Here is a 17,150-nt window from a genome sequence, read left to right as displayed (position 1 = left end):
CGAGCCGGTGTGCCCGCCAGAGTGACATACGGAGCAAGAGGTTCATAAGGGCCGGACCTGTGACCTTCGTCCTCCCGGGGGCGGGACGGGGCGCGGTGTGGACGGGGCGGGACGTGGCGACGGCCAGGACGTGGTGACGGTCAGGACGTGGTTGCTGTGAGGATGCCGATCTTGTCGATGCGGTGTTCGGGGTTGTTCTGCGCGTCCCGCCAGTGATTGCCTGCCGCATCGTCCTCGGGCGTCAGGCAGGTGGTCACCGTGATCATCGCGCGGGTAGGGGCGACGCCGGGGAAGCCGGGGACAGCGGCGCGCTGCGCGGCCATGGAGGACTGGGAGCGGAAGGAGGTCGTCCGGGTCGTGGTGATCGTGTACTCGTACGTCACACCGCCGGAGGTCACGACGACGGACGCGCCCGTCGGCAGTGACGGCAGCGCCCGCAGTGGCCCGCCCGCCACGATGCGGTGTCCAGTGACGATGTAGTTGCCCACATCGCCGGGGCCGACGCCACCGGCGGGACCATGCGGGCTGGCGGCCACGCCCCGGTCCTGGATTCGAGTGCCCGGCGAGTCGTCGGGGCTTCCGCGGTACGGGACGACGTGCAGCCCGGACACGCCGATGGCCGGAATCGACAGCACGGCTGACTGCAGGCGTGCCGCTGCGGCCGGCCCGGTCGCCGCCGCGGGCGCGCCGGGCACCGTCAGCAAGAGGGCGAGGGCGGCGCTGGTGAGCACCGCCGACACGGCGTGGGAGGCGAGGAACGCGCGCTGGGACATAGCAGTATCCCTGGTCGGCCGGGCCGCGCGGGGTCGAACAGGCCCGGTTGGCCCTTCCAGGGTCGCATTACGGGCCGGGTGCGGCAGGGCGGCGTCCGACAGCAGAAACCAGGAGGCGCAGCAGGCCGGTTCTCACGGGCGGAACCGTGTACCGCACTCCTCGCGGGTTACCACGGCCCGCCGAGCTGGGCAGTGCTCGGTCTGTGCCCTCCCGCTCCACCCGGCGTGTGAGGGCCGCCAGGCCCCTTTGGAATGCCTATTGCGCTGTGCTCGGGCGGGCCCCCTCCGCCCGTACGCGGCGCTTCCAGGGTGGGATGCGGGCCTGGGTGGGCTGTACGCCCAGCGCGGTAGCCGTCCGTGCTCAGTACGGCGCTGTGAGGGCGACGACCCGGCAGACGTGGTCGGCGTCCTGCGCCCACGCGAGGAGGGCCTCTCGGTCGACCAGCAGGATCCCGTGCCGCTTTCCCCAGGCGGCGTCGCGGGTGAGACCCCTTCGTCACGACCATGCCCGTACACGGGCCCGGCCGTTCCGTTGATCCGCTACAGGACCTCGGAGCCGACCCTGCGGGCCCGGGCCGTGTGCTTGCACTGCACCGCGAGGGTGCGGTTGGCGGCGTCGACCGCGAGCACGTCCACCGCTTGGTCGCTGCGGCCGCCGACGACCTCGGCCTGCAGGCCGTCCCGCTCCAGCAGCCGCCGCACCATCTCCTCGAACCCGGCCGGCGATGCCCCGTCCATAGCCCGGGCATCGGGGCTGAACTCTGCCTTCCGGGCACTGCCGCTGCCTTCGAGCCAGGCCTCCCAAGCCTTCCGGCGGGCCGCACGCTCCTGCTGGCGCAGCAAGCGCTGGGCTTCGGCCTCCCGGATCCGCGCGAGCCGCAGCTCCGCTTCCAGGCTCCGCTGCCGGTCGCGGAGCTGCTCCGCCTCCGCACGCAGGCGCCCGGCTTCCTCCTCGTACCGTCGTACCCGGCGCCGGAAGGCGGCGCGGGCGGCGAACTCGACGGGCAGGGCGAGCAGCAGCCCCAGCGTCAGCGCGGCGGAGACGTCATGGATCCGCATGGCCCCGCCCGCCAGGTTGTCCAGCGCGGGCACCGCGAGCGCCCCCAGCACGATGAGCCCCAGCTTCCAGCCGGGGACCACCCCGTACGGATACTCAGGCCGAAGCCGCCACACGCCCGCCTCCCCCCCCCGTGACCCCGCCACCAACTTCCCGAGGCCCTACGACCCCCACTGACACCACGATGCCGTCAGGGTGCAAGTGCACGCAGCGCGCTTCGAAAGACTGCGGCCGCCCCCGGACACCCTTGGGAAGGAGTCCAGTTCTCGGCCTCCTGCGACGTTCGCCTCGCCCGCCCGGACCTGGTAGCCGAGGGATCTTCCGTCACCGCAGTGCGCTTCCAGCACCTGCGCTTGGACATAGGTGCCGGGGACGTCCCGTGCTGCCAGGCTCGATGGCCGGGGGAGTGGAGCGGCAGGCCTGGACGTCCGGGATGGCATGGTACGAGTTCACTATGAAGAATTGGGGGCAGGCGGATGGCACTGGAGTTTCGTCCTATGTGAGGAGTTGCCGTGACCAGCTTCGTCATCACGGTCCCCGGTACGTTCGTGTCGGACGTTGCTGATTCCGTGCGTCTTGTCGTCGAACGGAAGTTGGCATCGCGTCATACGGAGGTCAGCGAGAACGAGGGGCTGCGCCTCCTCACCTTGAACGGCGACGGTACTTTCTCGATCCGACTTGAGGTCGAGGCCCCGGACAAGTACGAGGCGGAGCTCGACGCTATGCGGATCGTCACGGCAGCTCTGAAGGAGGCAGGTCTCTCAGAGTCTGACGCCCCGCTCGGCCCGCCGGCCGTGACCGGTATCGACAGCGGCTTGTGATCCCCTTGTGGAGCGCGCCCCGGGGTGTGGACCCCGCCTGGGCCGATACCGTCCTGGAGGAGGCCGGGCTGCTCCGGGACTACTACGAGCGCTACGGCCCGCCCGCCACCGCGCAAGCCCCCGTCCCGACCGGAGGCCGCCCCCGGTGACTTCCCCGTCAGAGACGGCCGCGCCCTCGGCCTGAACCCCCATCCCGAGGGCGGCTGGTACCGCAGGGTCTACACCTCTCCGCTGTCCGTCCCGCATCCGACCGGCCGCGGCCGGCGGCCTTCGGCCACCGTCATGGCCGTCGCCACGATGCACAACCTCGCCATGGCAAGGTGAAAACAGCAGGTCAAACACCACTCAGGCCCGCCCGAGACCGACCTTCTGCAACACCCTTTAGGGCGTGTCTCCTTGATCTGCTCGTCGGTTGATCGGATGTGTCCGTCCGACTAGTAGTCGCTGATGCGATGTGGGACCGGGTCGAGCTGTTCATGCCGGCCGATCCGATCCGGTCCGGGTCGGCGATGGGCCGACCATAGTCGAACCTGGGAGGCCATCGCCTGGAAGTACCGCACCGGCTCGCCCTGGCGGGACCTGCCGGAAGAGTTGGGCTCATTCCAGACCGCCGCGCGCCTGGCAGCGGCCGACGGTGCTGACGAGATCGGCTGGACCGTGTCCGTGGACTCCACCGCCTGCCGAGCCAGCACGCCGCCGGAGCCAGGAAGGAGGGGCGCCAGATCGGGCTGAGCCCGACGACCATGCACTCGGACGTTCCCGCGCCGGCCTGAGCACGAAAGTCCACCTCGCCAGCGACAGCCACGCACGTCCCTTGGTCCTCCGTGTCACTGCGGGTCAGGCGGGCGATGCGCCAGTGTTCGAGGCCGTCGTGGCCAGCATCCGTGTTCCGCGAAGCGGGCCGGGAAGGCCGCGGACCCGACCGGGGCTCGGGCTGCGTCCACGGACTCGCACGAGACGTAGACCCCGTACGGCTCACCGATCTGGGATCTCACTTCCTCAAGCTCGTCCGGTTCGTAGTCCGCCAGGATCCTGCCTGAGAGGTCGAGGCAGTAAGAAAACCCGTGCCAGTGGAGTCGCTCGTCACCCGTCGCAGCGTCCGGCGCGAGATCAAAGGAACGGAATAGCCCCTCAACCAACGGGCGTCGCTCCACTGGGGCAAGCGCGATCACAGACGGCCAGGACACAAGCCTCCACCTCCGCAGCGACACTATCCGAGCAGCTCCCTCGGGTCGCCTAACTTCTCGACCAGCCGGTGCGGCCCGGCTCTCCCCGTTCGTGCGCCACCACGTCAACGTGCTGGGCCGGTACTCCTCCAGTTCCCAGACCTGCCCGGCGGAATGCGGCCCCTCCGTGCCCCGGACGCTGTCGCCGAGTGGCGAGACGCGGCGGGCGCGTCTGGCCGCGCCGCCGCTCGTACCGTCGTGGGGACTCCATGCGTTGGCCGCCCGGGCGCGGACGGCTCGGGCGCGGACCACGAAGGGCCGGGAGAAGACGCTGATGGCGATGGAGACGGCGGCCGCAAAGGTGATGGCCGTGCCAGCAGTGAAGTGCTGGGCAATGCCGCCGGCGATCGCGGCTCCGATACCTTGCCACGTCATCCGGCCGGCGGACTCAACTCCCTGGACCTGGCCGCGGACCGGATCAGGGGTCAACTCCAGCAGCTGCTCCTGGAGCGGCAGGGTGGCAGCGAAGCCGACACTGGCGATGAACACCGCGGCGGTCGCCACGAGCACCGGCGGGTGGACGGCGAACAGCAGGTAGGGGGCGGCGAGCAGCAGTCGCAGGGCGAATGCGTAGCGGTGTCGCTGCTCGGCGGTGAACAGCCGCCCGACCGCAAGGTCTCCGAGGAGCATGCCTGCCGATCCGGCGGCAAGGAAGACGCCGGCGTGATGGGGGGCGTAGGAGATGAACAGGGCCTCGCAGCCAACGATCAGGCCATTGGGGACCCACAGGTTCAGCAGCAGCGCGCGTTGGCCGGAGTGGGAGAAGAGCTCGATGTTCGTCGTCCAGGTCTGGCGCAGTCCAGGGCGACGGGTCAGACGGATCGAGCGTTCCCGGACCGTCACCGCCACAATGATCAATCCACCGCCGGTCAGGGCTGTCGCGACGGCGAAGACCTCCTGCGGGCTCAGGTACCGCAGCAGTACGGCGCCGATGGCGTAGCCGAGGATGGCCATGCCTCCCGAGGTGATGTTCATCAGCGAACGTGCCAGTGCATAGGCGGAGGTCGGCACTACCTCGGCGAGCAGCCCCATCCGTACGCCCGTTCCGAGGGACTGGAAGAACCCCAGTACGAGGAGCAGCCCGAACCGGGCGGCGAGCGGCAGCCCTGGAACCGCCTGTGCGGCAACACCCACGAGCGAGACGCACTGGAGCGCGACGAGGGTCCGGCGAGGACGGCTTCCGTCCGCGACCGACATCAGCGTCAGCGCACCGAGTACCGTCGCGAAGGTGGCGCCGTACATGCTCACAGCGGTCAGGAACGGCGACTTGGTCTGCTGGTTGACCAGCGTGCCGAGCGCGAAGCCCGACAAGGTGCTCGCGGCTACCGTCAGTGTGAAGCTGGCGTACAGGCCGACGAATTCACGGTTGCGGAGCAGGTCACGGTAGGTGGTGGGAGGTGTGCCGGAGGCAGATGTGTCAGAAGGCATGAAAAAAGCCTTCGCGCGCCACCAACCTGGGGCGCCGAAGGCCAACTGGTGGATTATAGCAAGTGCCCCAGTCCCGCCACGGCCCGCACCGGACCGGGGGAGACGCGGACGCGGATACGCACCGGTCTCGTCAGCACCGCACATGCACCGGTGCTGTCGCCAGGTGCAAGCAGACTCCGTCTTCTTCGACACGAACGGCCCTGCTTCTGCCGCGTCCACCCCGTCAGCATCGCCTCGAACATGGCCGGAGCCGGGTCTAGCGTCTGGACGGTACCCGGAACCACCAGGCTGATCTCGCCGGGCACATCGACAAAAGCCACACCAGCTCCCACGGTTGCGTCAGATGCAACATCGTGGGGTTGAACCGGGATTTCCCGAGGCAGAAGGCCACCTGGCCGGCCAGCAGCGGGGTGATTCGAGCGGGCGGTCCGTCCGTCGGGGAGTGCGACGACATGGTGGTGGGGCCTGGTTGCGGTGCCGGTGTACCCGAGCACGTCGTCATCGACGGTCGGCGTATGTCACTGGTGGAGTGTCGGTATTCGAGGGTTGCAGTATTCGCCCGCAGGGGGCGGGCACTCCCACACCCGGCCCGGTCACGTCAGCGATGACAAGGCGTACGGCTCTCGCCGCAGCGGGCGCTGTCTGCGCGAAGACGCCCGATCAAGAAGAAGACCGGCCTCCTGTGGTGAACCCGCGCCTACGGGCCCCTGCCGGCAGCGGCAATCCCGCGCGGCAGAAGGCTCCCGGCTACGAGGTTCAAGGCGCCGGTAGGGCACCGATCTGCTGCATCACCCCGAGGAGGTCGGGCTGGCCCCGTTCGCCGACGATCTGGCCGTCGGCCAGGTAGTAGAAGTTCATGGCCTGGACCGAGATCTTGTTTCCGCTCGCCGGGATCCCGAAGAATTCACCATCGTGGGTCCCCCGCATGGTGAACCGCGCGGCCACCGTGTCGCCTTCGGTGACCGTCTCCTCCAGCGTCCACTGAACGTCGGGGAAGGCGCTGCGCATGATCCCGAGGACGTCCATGTACCCATCGGGCCCCCGCAGTGGTTCCGGATGGCTTGGCGCGTGGAACACCGCGTCCGGAGAAATGACCTCGCGGGCGAGATCCTCGTTGCCCGTGTTGATGAACTCGACGAAACGGTTCATCACTGACTCGATGGACTGCGATGGCATCTTGCTGTGCCTCTCCAGAGACGGTTGGGCGGGTACCTGCGAGCTTAACATCGAATCGATGTTCACATCGATTCGATGTCTGTGTGCGAAGATGGACTCATGCTGGAACTCGCGATACTCGGCTTCCTCGCCGAGGCCCTCTTGCCCGGACACGAGCTGCGCCGCCGCGTCTCACAGCTAACCGGATACACGCGGCCGGTCAGTGACGGCAGCCTGTATCCGGCGATCAATCGTCTGACCAAGGCGGGCTTGATCGAGCGCCGCGCCGACCCGGCCGCGGGGGCAACCCGGTACGTGCTCAGCCTGACCGCGGCCGGGCGGGCCGACATGCTTCAGCGTCTACGCAAGCCCGCCGACCACGAGATCACCGACTTCACCCGGTTCTACATCCTTCTGGCATTCCTCTCCCAACTGCCCGACGTGGCCGAACAGCACGCGGTGCTGCGCAGACGGCTGGAGTTCCTGGAAGCACCGGCGAGCTTCTTCTACGACGGCGACCGGCCCCTGCGCGCCGAGGAGATCATCGACCCCTACCGGCGGGGCATGCTGCTCACCGCGCGCGCCACCAGTCGCGCCGAACGGACCTGGCTGCGCGAGACCCTCGGGGAGGAACCGCCCGTATTCGACACCGGATGCCCCGACACCGATCCGCATGCCCCCGCCGCTCCCGCGAGCTGACTGTCCACGGAGGTACCCATGCTTGCTTCCTGGTACGACGACCAGGGACCCGCCGCCGATGTCCTGCACGTCGGTGAACTACCTGATCCCGTCCCCGGCCCCGGCGAGGTCCGCGTCCGCGTCACCGTCTCGGGCGTCAACCCCGGCGACACCAAAAAGCGGCGCGGCTGGCTCGGCTCCTCCATGCCCTATCAACGGGTGACCCCACACAGCGACGCCGCCGGAGTCATCGACGCCGTGGGCGCCCAAGTCGACGCCCGCCGCGTCGGACAGCGGGTCTGGGTGTACGGCGCCCAGTCCTACCGCCCCTTCGGCACAGCCGCCCAGTACACCGTCGTACCCGACCACCAAGCCGTACCTCTGCCAGACCACCTCAGCGACGAGCTGGGCGCGAGCCTCGGCATCCCCGGCATCACCGCCCACCGCACCGTCTTCGCCGACGGCCCGGTCGACGGCCGGCTGGTCCTGGTCCACGGAGTCCTCGGCGGCGTCGGCTCCCTGGCCGCCCAGCTCGCCCACTGGGCCGGCGCCACCGTTATCGCCACCGTCCGCCGCACCGCGGACCTCGACCACGTCGACCCGGCCGTCGTCTCCCACGCCGTCGCCCTGGACACTGGCGACCCCGCCGCGGCCATCCGCTCGTCCGCGCCACGGGGCGTCGACCGGATCATCGAAGTCGCCCTGTCCGACAACGCCGATCTCGACAACGCCGTCGCCGCCAACAACGCCGTCATCGCCGCCTACGCCACCCGCGCGGACCGCACCGAGATCCCCTTCTGGCCGCTGCTGTTCAACAACGTCACCCTGCGACTGCTCGGCAGCGACGACTTCCCCGCCGAGGCCAAGCGCCAGGCCGCCCGCGACCTCACCTCCGCCGCCGCTGTCGGCGCCCTCACCGTCGCCGTCGGCGACCGTTACCCGCTGGACGACATTGCCAAGGCCCACGATCACGTTGACGCCGGCGGTGGCCACGGCCGCATTCTGGTCACCATCCCCCAATAGCGCAGACTCGGAACACTCCCCCGCCCAGGGCGGCCCGTCGCGCGGCCAAGTATTCGGACCAGTTCCCGCCGGCGAGGTGATGTAGCTGTGGCGCAGGCCGTGCAGATCGAGGTCCTCGTCCAGGCCGGCATCCCGGCGGGCCGTCACGAACGCCTCGTTGATCGACCGCGGGGACAGGCGGCCGACTCGCTCGGTCACCCACAACGCCGGATGCCGGTCCGGCGAAAGCCGGGGGCGCACCTCGCTCACCCATTCGCCCAGGACGTCGACCACCCCGTCCATCTCCGGGATCAGCAGCACCGAACGGCGCTTCGGCGGGGCCCCCTTGGAGGACTTCCCGTACCGCACCGCCACACTGCCGAACTGCCCGAACTGCGGCGCCTTCCGGTGACGGCGCAGATCCGCCAGGTCGACCTTGGAGGACTCCGCGCGCCGCGTGCCGTACGCATAGATCGTCTTCAAAACCGCGGCATCACGTAGAGCGGTCAAGGTGCCCTTACGGCCTTGGCTGTGGATCCTGCCCGGGCGGGCGTCGGCCGCGTCGAACAACGCCTGCACTTCGTCGTAGGCCAGAGGTCGGCGCCGCGGATCACCCTCGTACTCCACCGAGTGCAGAACAGAGTTGCCCTCGTGAAAGACCTCCTGCGGCGCCTGGCCGAACCTGTCCAGGCAGATCTCTGCCCACCCGTACCGCCGGTCGAGCAGGAACTCCATGAACAGGGCGATGATCACTTCATAGGCCCTGGCAGTGGACAACTGGACCGGCGAGGACCCGCTGCGCAGGTGCACGATGAACGCCTCGCCGCCGGCAGGAGACCACTGCCACGGATACAGGCCCGTGAACTCGCCCAGCCGCTCAATCAAACGCAGCCGTGGCTGGATCGTTGTCGACTGGAGGAACCGGGCGGACTGCTGCCGGGCCCATCCCTCCCGCATCGCAACGAAAACCGCCGGCTCCGGGTCCAAGTGGACAACGGTCGGTGTCAGCACCAGACGCACCGAACCGGGTGCCTCAGCGACCATGCCGACTGTTGGACCAAACGCATCAATGTTGCGTCTAGGCGCGCTCTGGCTGGTCAGTGGCCCTCGGCGCCGCCACCCACCACCGCAGCTGGCCGCTGACCAGCGGAAAGGAGAAAATCGAAGGCTACGAACTGTTGCATCAAGTGCAGTTCATCCCGTTTCGGACCTTCTGCCAGATGCGCTGGCCGCTCCGGTACGGGATACGGCCCTCTTGGCCTCGATGCCCTCAATGGGCAGGGCGCTCACGTCACCAGATGCAGTGAGGTTCCAGCGATGCCCAGCCGTACGCTCTGGCCCCAGGTCAGCTCCAGCGCATCGCTCTCCATCCCGTCGCCGAATACCACGATCCGGTCCGACTCCACGGTCAGCTGCAACTCCTGACCCCGCCCCAGCTCCCCGGCGACCCTCGTGGTCCCGGTCGCGGGAGACGGCCAGCCCTCCCGCACGAACCACAGGAGCCGCCGCTCGCAGGGTGCGGGCAGCCCTGCGGAGCTGCTGCGCTCCAGCCACAGGGAACGCAGCCAGCCGGTGGCGCCCGTGCCCGTGCCCACCAGCACCCCGGAGGATGCCTGGGCCTCACCCGGGCCGTTGTCGCCGTCGGAACCCAGGCGGTAGCGGGCCGTCTGGTGACCGTGCGAGCCCAGGTAGATCTCGTTCAGCGCGAGAAGGCGCTGGGTGTCGTCGGCGACGGCCTCGACCATGGTCAGCTCCTCTGCCCGGCCTCCGGCAGCGATTGCCGCACGCAGCAGCGCAGCCGCGTCGGCGCAGCGGTGACGGACCAGGACTCCCGGGTTTCGCCCCGGGTCGGTGTCGATGCCCACTACCGGCTGCCCGCGCAGATACTTCGCGGTATTGGCGACCAGGCCGTCCTGGCCGACCACGACCACCACGTCCTCCGGCGCGAACAGGAAGCGGTCCAGGTCCGCCCGCTCCACCCGGGAGCTGCGCCAGGTGAGCGGCACCGCCGCGGCCACCTCCCGCAGCGCCTGCCGCGTGCGTTCGTGGCGGCGGACCACCTCGTCGATCGACCGGCCCCGGCTGGACAGGAAGAACGCGGCCTGCCCGTGTGTCCCGTGCCGGGCGAGCAGCTCCTCGTACTCGGTTCTGCGGTGCACGAGCACCGCCCTTGGGGCCAGGCTCACGCGCCCGCGCCGCCTTCCGGTCGTCCGAGCTTGGCGAGGAGCCCGGTGAGGACGTCAGGAGAGAGAGTGATGCTCTCGATCCGCGGCAGGTTCTCCGCCAGCCGGGTCGCCGCCAGGGCGTGCAGCGTGCCCGGGCCGGTTTCGTCGTGCACGCGCAGCCAGGCTGCTTGAACCTCGGCGCGCGCCGCGCCCGTCTCGCGCGCCGCCTCGGCGTCCGCGCGGGCCAGGCAGACCTTGCGGGACGCCTCGGTCTCGGTCCGGATGCCGTCCGCCGCCGCTTTCTCCTCGGCCTCGCGGCGGGCGTTGGTGCCGCGCTGGTCGATCAGCTGCTCCTCGCGCCTGGCCAGTTCGATCTGACTGGCCAGCTCGTTCTCGGCGATGGCACGCTCACGCTCGACGGCGACAGCCCGCCGTTCATAGGTGGCCCGGTCCGCCTCCTGCTGGATCTGCTCGCGGGCCGGGGTGCGCAGGGCGCGCTCCACCTCGGCCTCGGGGCGGATCGCCACGACCCGCACGGCCACCACATCGATGCCAGTGGCCGGGAGTCTGGGCTCGGCGGCGAGCCCGGCGGTGACGCTCGCCCGCACGGAGGCGACGCCGTCCATCAGAGCGGCGGCCAGGGGAGTCCGGGCCAGTACGTCCAGCGTGTGCTGCTGCGCGGTTTCGGTGAGGAGAGTGGCGATCTGCTCCAAGGGGGCTCCGCGCCAGCTCCCGGTGTCCGGGTCGACGGAGAAGTCGAGTCGGGCCGCGGCTTCGGCCGGGTCGCTGATCCGGTAGGTGACGGTGGCCTGCACGGCGACGTCCTGAAAGTCGGACGTACGGGCGTGGAAGGCCATGGCCAGCTCCCGGTCGTCGACCGGGACTTCGGACAAGGCCGCTGAGAGCGACCGGTACCAGAAACTGAGCCCCAGCCCGTCGTGGACGAGTCGGCCGCGCTTGTGGTGGCGGATGTGAGTGGTGGGCGCGGAGCGCAGATGACGCCAGCCGAAGCGCCGGGTGATGTCGGCCATGGCGAACCCCCTTCATTTCGTCAGTGCGACGATAACGAGATGTATTCATATCGTCAAGAGGACGAAAAGGGGGGCGTTGAGGCGCTGCCAGGCACACCGGCGGTGGATGGCCTCGTAGGCGATCGGACGCAGCCTGCGGGCGGTTCGTGGAGCCGGGCATCAGCGGGGTCATCCCCACATGCGCGGGAAACAGCACGAGGCGAGCTCGTCCCCAGGTGCGTCGGTGCGTCGTAGGTGCCGACTACCGCGTGGACGCCCCATCGGACAGGACCTAGTCGGTCAGATCCGTACGGGGCAGCACGAGGGAGGCGGCGGTAGGTGCGGCGGCACGGACGGGCGGGGCGGCGTTCGCCATGCCCGCGCGCGGACGGCCGCCGCGTGTCCGCATGCCGACCACGCCGGGCGCCGGGCGCGGGTGCCTCGTCATGATGGGCGCATGATGCACAGCGAGGACAAGCACGCACACACCGATTCACCGGCGATCGCCCTGCTCAAGGAGGTGGGGGCGGAGACCACCAAGCACTCAGGCGGTACGCTCTTGACCCACCTGCTGCGCGTCGAGGCACTGGTGGTCGCCTGGGGCGGACGGCCGGCGCTCCGGACCGCGGCACTGTGCCACGCCTTCTACGGCACCGACGGGCTGCCCCTGATACTTCTGGACCTTTCCGAACGGGCCCGCCTCACCGAGGCGATCGGTACGGAGGCCGAGGAGCTCGTCTACTTCTACGCAAGCTGCGACCGCAAGGCCTCCTACCCCGGCCTCGCCGCACCGGACGACGCGTCGGCGGTCTTCCGGGACCGGTTCACGGGCGAGGAGTTCGTTCCATCCCCTCAGCAGCGCCGCGACTTCGCCGAGCTCACGGCGGCCAACGAGCTGGACCTGGCAAAGGTGAACGCGTCCTTCCGCGAACGCAACGGGGCCGGCCTGCTCGAACTGTTCACCCGGTGGTCCCCCTTGCTGTCGGAGGAAGCCCGCCGTGATGTGACCGCCGTGCTCGGCTGACCCGCGCGGGCACCGGCCGTCACCGCAGGCGAAGGCCCGGCCCAGGCGAGCTCCACTGGCCAGCCTGTCAGGACAGCGTGCGCGGACTTGGCGGGCGCGCGGGTCCTGGGTGTGTCGGCCGGATCCCGCCTTCTACGGGCCGGTCCGGACCCTCACCGGTTCGGGTGGTTCTCCGTACCGACCGATCGTCCACGGCACCGCCTCCCACCGGCTCGTATGCCCGTCGGGCACGTCCGGGACGTCAATCCGTGCGTTTGCTCCTGCTGTTGCCGAATGCGAGAAAAGGGCGGCGCAGGCGATTGCCTGGGGCAACGAGGGGAGCAGTACGTGGGCGGTATCACTCTGGTGACGGACGAGCAGGCCGCCCCGCGGCCAGCCCCGGTCCGCTTCGAGAAGGGGAGGCGTCCCGAGCCGGCCGGCCGGGACACCGCGAGCGGACCGCCTCCCTCCGCCGAAGTGGGTCCGCCCGAGGAGTTCAGCCCGCGCCGGGTCCGGCTGGTGTTCTTCGGGCTGATGCTGGCGCTGCTGCTCGCCGCGCTGGAACAGATGATCGTCGCCACGGCGCTGCCGAAGATCGTCGGGGAACTCCAGGGCCTGGACCGGATGTCGTGGGCCATCACGGCCTATCTGCTCACCTCCACCATCGGGCTGCCCCTCTACGGCAAGCTCGGCGACCTCTTCGGCCGCAAAAGCGTCTTCCAGTTCGCCATCGTGGTCTTCATCATCGGTTCCGCACTGGCCGGCTGGTCGCGCACCATGAACGAGCTCATCGCTTTCCGGGCGGTCCAGGGCATCGGCGCCGGCGGGCTCATGATCGGTGTGCAGGCGATCATCGCGGACATCGTCCCGCCCCGGCAGCGCGGCCGCTTCATGGGGCTGATCGGGGCAGCCTTCGGCCTCGCGTCCGTCGCCGGACCGCTGCTCGGCGGGTTCTTCACCGACCACACGTCGTGGCGCTGGTGCTTCTACATCAACGTCCCGTTCGGGCTGATCACCATGGCCGTCATCGCCGTCGTGCTGAAGCTCCCCAAGCCCGCGGCCCGGCCCCGGCTCGACGTGATCGGCGCCGTACTCCTTGCCGCGGCCTCGACCTGCCTGGTGCTGCTGACCAGTTGGGGCGGCACCGAGTACGCATGGGACTCGCGGATGATCCTGGGGCTCGCCGTCGGCGCTGCCGGAACGTCCCTGCTCTTCGTGGTCGCCGAGCACCACGCAGCCGAGCCGATTATGCCGCTGAGGCTGTTCCGCGACCCGGTCTTTGCCGTCACCGGTCTGGTCGGGGCTGTCGTCGGCATCGCGCTGTTCGGCGCCGCCAGTTATCTGCCGACCTACCTTCAGATGGTCGAGGGCGCCACCGCCACCGAGTCCGGGCTGCTGATGCTGCCGATGATGGGCGGGGTCGTCGTCGCCTCCATTGCCTCCGGCCAGCTGATCAGCAGGACCGGCCGTTACAAGGTCTACCCGGTCCTCGGCGGGGCGCTGTCCTCCCTCGGCATGTGGCTGCTGTCCCGGCTGGAGACCGGCACGACCCAGCTCGCATACAGCCTGTGGATGGCCGTCCTCGGCGTCGGCATCGGGCTCGTGCTGCCGGTGCTGGTCCTCGCCGTGCAGAACTCGGTGCGCCCCACCGACCTAGGCACTGCCACCAGCGCCAACAACTACTTCCGGCAGATGGGCGGCAGCATCGGCGCCGCCGTCTTCGGAACGGTCTTCGCCAGCCGGCTGGCCGACGCCCTCGCCGAACGGCTGCCCGCCGGCACCGGGCTCCCGGACCCCTCCGCCATCACCCCGCAGCTTGTGCACTCCCTGCCGCCGACCGTCAGGGACGCGTACATCGCGGCCTACGCCGAGGCGATGCCGCGGATCTTCCTCTACCTCGTGCCCGTGCTCGTCCTCGGCCTGCTCATCGCCTGCTTCCTCAAGGAGAAACCGCTGGTGTCCCACAACGCCCCCGCAGCCGACTCGCTGCTCTCCGAGGCCCTCCCGCAGTCGCTCCCCGGCGAGGTCCCCGGCGCACGGACCTCAACCGACGCCTCCCAGCCGGGCGGACTGCCGGTCTGCGGAACTGTCCAGCACCCCGACGGCAGCACGGTTCCCAGCGCCGTCCTGACCCTGATCGACGTGAGCGGCCATCAAGTCGGCCGGGGCGCCAGCGGCGCCGACGGACGCTATGCGCTGAGCGTGCGCGGCCCCGGTTCGTACGTCCTGATCGCGGCGGCCGGTGGCCATCAGCCGCAGGCCGTCAGCGTGACCGTGGGCGAGCGGCCGCTCGAGCTGGACGTGGTGCTCGGCGGCGCCGGACGGCTGGCCGGCGCCGTCGTCACGGCCGACGGTACCCCGGTCCGCGACGCGGCCGTCACGCTCACCGACGTCCGGGGCGAGGTGGTCTCCTCCACCCGGACCGGCCGGGAGGGCATGTACGTCATCTCGGATCTGGTGGCGGGGGAGTACACCCTGGCCGCGAGCGCCCCGGCGTTCAGGCCGGCCGCACTGCCGGTGAGCGTGCAGGCCTCCCGCGAGACCCGCCAGGACGTGGAGCTCGCAGGCGGCGCGGTCCTGCGCGGTACGGTGCGCGGCGGCGCAGGGAGGCCGGTCGAGGATGCCAGGGTCACCCTGCTCGACGCGGCCGGCAACGTGGTGGACACCCTGACCACCGGTCCGGACGGAACCTTCCGGTTCATGGACCTGCCGTCGGGCGAGTACACGGTCATCGCCGCCGGCTATCCGCCGGTGGCGACGGTCCTCCAGGTCGCGGGCGGCGGGCGCACCGAGCGGGACGTACGTCTCGGGCACGAAGACTGACGAACAGTCACGAAACAGGCCGTGCAGCGGCCCGTCCTGCGTCGAGGGTGTGGTGGTGTGGGAGGAGGGTGAAATCGGCGAAGTCGAAGCCGGCTGTCCCCCGGGAGAATGGCTGCCGCCGGGATCCGAGGCCCGGGGACGGTGGTCTGAGCGCCGTCGTCGGGGGCTGCCGGGAACCCGCTCCGCTGCCGCAACCTGGGGAGGCGGTCTGGGGCGTCGGAGTTCCCGGTGCCGCGCGGATCCCGTGCGGCAGCCGTGGTGCCGGTGGCCGGAGCCGCGTGAGCGTCGTTCTCCCGCGGCTCCTGCCGGCGAAGCCTCGCTGCAGTCCGGGCTGCGGGCTCCGCTGTCTTTGCGTCTGACCCGCTTCCGGCCGGACAAACGCCCCCTGTAAAAACGACTCTGAGTTGCCGTCAGAATTTTGCCCGAGCCCCGGCGGACTCGACGCCACCGCGGACGCCCTCCCGCTGATCGCCGGCCTCGGCGCGCTCGAAACCGCCGACGCCATCCACCTGGGACTGCTGGGGTCCACGCGTTGGCACGTGAGCCTCCGCTGGTAGGCCCGCTGAGCTCTAGCCCGACCCGGGGGTCGGGCTCCGCTGCTCCACCGCCCCCTGAGCGCTCCCGTCCGTGATGGCTGGTTCCCTCGGTGGCGGTGTCCGTGCTGTCGTCCTCGTCGGGTCCGGGACTGGAGCATTGGAACCGTGGTTGGCGCTGGGATTGGTCATGACCGTCGCCTGTCCTTTGTGCTTCTAGGATTACGAGGGTGACGGAAAGAATCAGTGACATCGAGAAGGCGGCCGGAGTGCTGCGTGCCGGCGGCCTGGTGGCCCTTCCGACCGAGACCGTCTACGGTCTGGGCGCCAACGCCGAGGACCCCGCCGCTGTCGCGCGCATCTTCCAGGTCAAGGGGCGTCCGCCCTCCCACCCGCTGATCGTCCACATCGCCGGCGCGGAGTACCTGGACGACTGGGTCCACGACGTGCCCCAGGCGGCCCGCCTGCTGGCCGAACACTTCTGGCCGGGGCCCCTCACGTTGGTCCTGCGGCGCGGTCCGCGCGTGCCCCTCGAAGCGACCGGCGGCCTGGAAACGGTCGCCGTGCGCGTGCCCGACCACCCCGTCGCACTCGCCCTGCTGACGGCCTTCGGTGGCGGTGTCGCAGCCCCGTCCGCCAACCGCTTCGGCTCGGTCAGCCCGACAACGGCGGACCATGTCCGTGCGGAGCTTGGTGATGCCGTCGACTTCGTGCTGGACGGCGGAGCCTGCGACGTCGGCGTCGAGTCGACCATCGTCGACGCCACGGGTGATGCCCCGACCATCCTTCGGCCTGGCGGGGTGACGCGTGAGGACCTCGAAACCGTGCTGGGCTGCCCGCTCGCGGTCCCTTCGACCAGCCACGTCCGGGTGCCCGGCCAACATCCATCCCACTACGCACCGCGTGCGCGGGTCGTCCTCGTCGAACCGGAGAAGGTCGTCGCCGAAGCGGAACGTGCTCAGGAGCTGGGGCACCTGGTGGGTGTCTTTCTGCCTGCCTGTGTCGCCGACACACAGGTGAAGGCGCACGCCGTGGTGGCAGTCCCCGCCTCGATGGCCGCCTACGCGCAGGGGCTGTACGGGTTCCTGCGCGAACTCGACCAGCAGGGCTGCGACCTCATCGTCGCGTCCTTGCCGGCGGATGAGGGTCTGGGACTGGCAATCGCCAACAGGCTCCGCCGTGCGGCGGGGCCCCGGCCCACCGTGTGACCAGCACCGACGCCGTGCCCCTACTGCTTCCGCTCGTTGGGGCTGTGCCGGGCCGTGGGCGGCTCGGGGCGGGGATCAGCACTCTGGCAGGCCGGGCACAGCTCGTGCCGCCCCTAGCAGTCCGGCGGCCCGCGCCAGGTCGGCGCGGGCCGCGGTGCTGGGCGCGTGGTCCGCTCCGTGAGCCTTCGAGGATGCCCTTCCGAGGGTGGTCAAGCGGCGAACCCGATAGGTCTTCCTCATCCGCATGTACGGGTGCGCCCCAAAAAAC

15 protein-coding genes and 3 pseudogenes are annotated in these 17,150 nt (G+C 70.1%); 10 read left to right on the top strand and 8 right to left on the bottom strand.

Features of this window, described 5'->3' with window-relative positions; translation table 11 throughout:
• Positions 1-140: 140 nt before the first annotated feature.
• Together ACFVX6_RS19380 and ACFVX6_RS19375 are read right to left on the bottom strand one after the other, a co-directional pair.
• Positions 141-773, bottom strand: a complete 633-nt coding sequence (locus ACFVX6_RS19380; protein ID WP_389692961.1) for a sortase domain-bontaining protein — start codon at positions 771-773, stop codon at positions 141-143.
• Positions 774-1,313: 540 nt separating this feature from the next.
• Complete coding sequence (locus ACFVX6_RS19375; RefSeq protein ID WP_389692959.1) at positions 1,314-1,946, bottom strand: restriction endonuclease; 633 nt, start codon at positions 1,944-1,946, stop codon at positions 1,314-1,316.
• A gap of 396 nt (positions 1,947-2,342) precedes the next feature.
• Between ACFVX6_RS19375 and ACFVX6_RS19370 the strand changes: the two genes are divergently transcribed.
• The 4 genes and pseudogenes from ACFVX6_RS19370 to ACFVX6_RS19355 all read left to right on the top strand — a co-directional run.
• The gene (locus ACFVX6_RS19370) at positions 2,343-2,651 is read left to right on the top strand and encodes a hypothetical protein (RefSeq protein ID WP_389692957.1); all 309 of its coding nucleotides are present in this window, start codon (positions 2,343-2,345) and stop codon (positions 2,649-2,651) included.
• Positions 2,652-2,677: 26 nt separating this feature from the next.
• Positions 2,678-2,800, top strand: a complete 123-nt coding sequence (locus ACFVX6_RS19365) for a hypothetical protein (protein WP_389693007.1) — start codon at positions 2,678-2,680, stop codon at positions 2,798-2,800.
• A gap of 31 nt (positions 2,801-2,831) precedes the next feature.
• A complete protein-coding gene (locus tag ACFVX6_RS19360; protein ID WP_389693003.1) occupies positions 2,832-2,975 on the top strand; it encodes a cupin domain-containing protein in 144 nt (47 codons plus the stop codon).
• Positions 2,976-3,073: 98 nt separating this feature from the next.
• Positions 3,074-3,777: pseudogene (locus ACFVX6_RS19355) on the top strand (transposase); the annotation flags it as partial.
• 502 nt (positions 3,778-4,279) lie between these two features.
• Here ACFVX6_RS19355 and ACFVX6_RS19350 read toward each other — a convergent pair.
• Together ACFVX6_RS19350 and ACFVX6_RS19345 are read right to left on the bottom strand one after the other, a co-directional pair.
• Positions 4,280-5,305 (bottom strand): annotated as a pseudogene (locus tag ACFVX6_RS19350) (MFS transporter); the annotation flags it as partial.
• 756 nt (positions 5,306-6,061) lie between these two features.
• Positions 6,062-6,547 carry an ester cyclase gene (locus ACFVX6_RS19345; protein WP_389692956.1) on the bottom strand — a complete coding sequence of 162 codons (486 nt, stop codon included), beginning with the start codon at positions 6,545-6,547 and terminating at the stop codon, positions 6,062-6,064.
• A 33-nt stretch (positions 6,548-6,580) separates the two neighbouring features.
• Here ACFVX6_RS19345 and ACFVX6_RS19340 point away from each other — a divergent pair, with 33 nt between their 5' ends.
• Together ACFVX6_RS19340 and ACFVX6_RS19335 are read left to right on the top strand one after the other, a co-directional pair.
• Positions 6,581-7,159, top strand: coding sequence for a PadR family transcriptional regulator (locus ACFVX6_RS19340; RefSeq protein ID WP_389692954.1), 579 nt, complete (start codon positions 6,581-6,583; stop codon positions 7,157-7,159).
• An 18-nt stretch (positions 7,160-7,177) separates the two neighbouring features.
• Positions 7,178-8,161 carry an NADPH:quinone reductase gene (locus ACFVX6_RS19335; RefSeq protein ID WP_389692952.1) on the top strand — a complete coding sequence of 328 codons (984 nt, stop codon included), beginning with the start codon at positions 7,178-7,180 and terminating at the stop codon, positions 8,159-8,161.
• 87 nt (positions 8,162-8,248) lie between these two features.
• Here ACFVX6_RS19335 and ACFVX6_RS19330 read toward each other — a convergent pair.
• The 4 genes and pseudogenes from ACFVX6_RS19330 to ACFVX6_RS19315 all read right to left on the bottom strand — a co-directional run.
• Positions 8,249-8,875 (bottom strand): annotated as a pseudogene (locus ACFVX6_RS19330) (tyrosine-type recombinase/integrase); the annotation flags it as partial.
• Positions 8,876-9,426: 551 nt separating this feature from the next.
• Positions 9,427-10,326: a hypothetical protein gene (locus ACFVX6_RS19325; protein WP_389692950.1), complete on the bottom strand. Its 900-nt coding sequence runs from the start codon at positions 10,324-10,326 to the stop codon at positions 9,427-9,429.
• Complete coding sequence (locus ACFVX6_RS19320) at positions 10,323-11,336, bottom strand: SPFH domain-containing protein (RefSeq protein ID WP_389692948.1); 1,014 nt, start codon at positions 11,334-11,336, stop codon at positions 10,323-10,325. Before ACFVX6_RS19320 ends, ACFVX6_RS19325 begins: the two co-directional genes overlap by 4 nt.
• Before the next feature lie 271 nt (positions 11,337-11,607).
• Positions 11,608-11,763, bottom strand: a complete 156-nt coding sequence (locus tag ACFVX6_RS19315; protein ID WP_389692946.1) for a hypothetical protein — start codon at positions 11,761-11,763, stop codon at positions 11,608-11,610.
• Positions 11,764-11,772: 9 nt separating this feature from the next.
• On the opposite strand from ACFVX6_RS19315, the gene ACFVX6_RS19310 reads away from it, so the two are divergent.
• The 4 genes from ACFVX6_RS19310 (at position 11,773) to ACFVX6_RS19295 (ending at position 16,882) form a co-directional block, all read left to right on the top strand.
• Positions 11,773-12,339 (top strand): DUF6817 domain-containing protein, encoded by a 567-nt coding sequence (locus tag ACFVX6_RS19310; protein ID WP_389692944.1) that lies wholly within the window; start codon positions 11,773-11,775, stop codon positions 12,337-12,339.
• A gap of 327 nt (positions 12,340-12,666) precedes the next feature.
• The gene (locus tag ACFVX6_RS19305; protein ID WP_389692942.1) at positions 12,667-15,141 is read left to right on the top strand and encodes an MFS transporter; all 2,475 of its coding nucleotides are present in this window, start codon (positions 12,667-12,669) and stop codon (positions 15,139-15,141) included.
• Positions 15,142-15,545: 404 nt separating this feature from the next.
• Entirely contained in the window at positions 15,546-15,698 is a 153-nt protein-coding gene (locus tag ACFVX6_RS19300; protein WP_389692940.1) for a hypothetical protein, read from the top strand.
• A 206-nt stretch (positions 15,699-15,904) separates the two neighbouring features.
• Entirely contained in the window at positions 15,905-16,882 is a 978-nt protein-coding gene (locus ACFVX6_RS19295) for an L-threonylcarbamoyladenylate synthase (RefSeq protein ID WP_389692938.1), read from the top strand.
• Positions 16,883-17,150: the final 268 nt, after the last annotated feature.

Origin of the sequence: Streptomyces sp. NPDC058289 (genome assembly GCF_042880975.1) — a bacterium.
Classification (GTDB): Bacteria; Actinomycetota; Actinomycetes; order Streptomycetales; family Streptomycetaceae; genus Streptomyces; species Streptomyces stoeckheimensis.
This window is presented reverse-complemented; position numbering and strand designations above follow the sequence as displayed.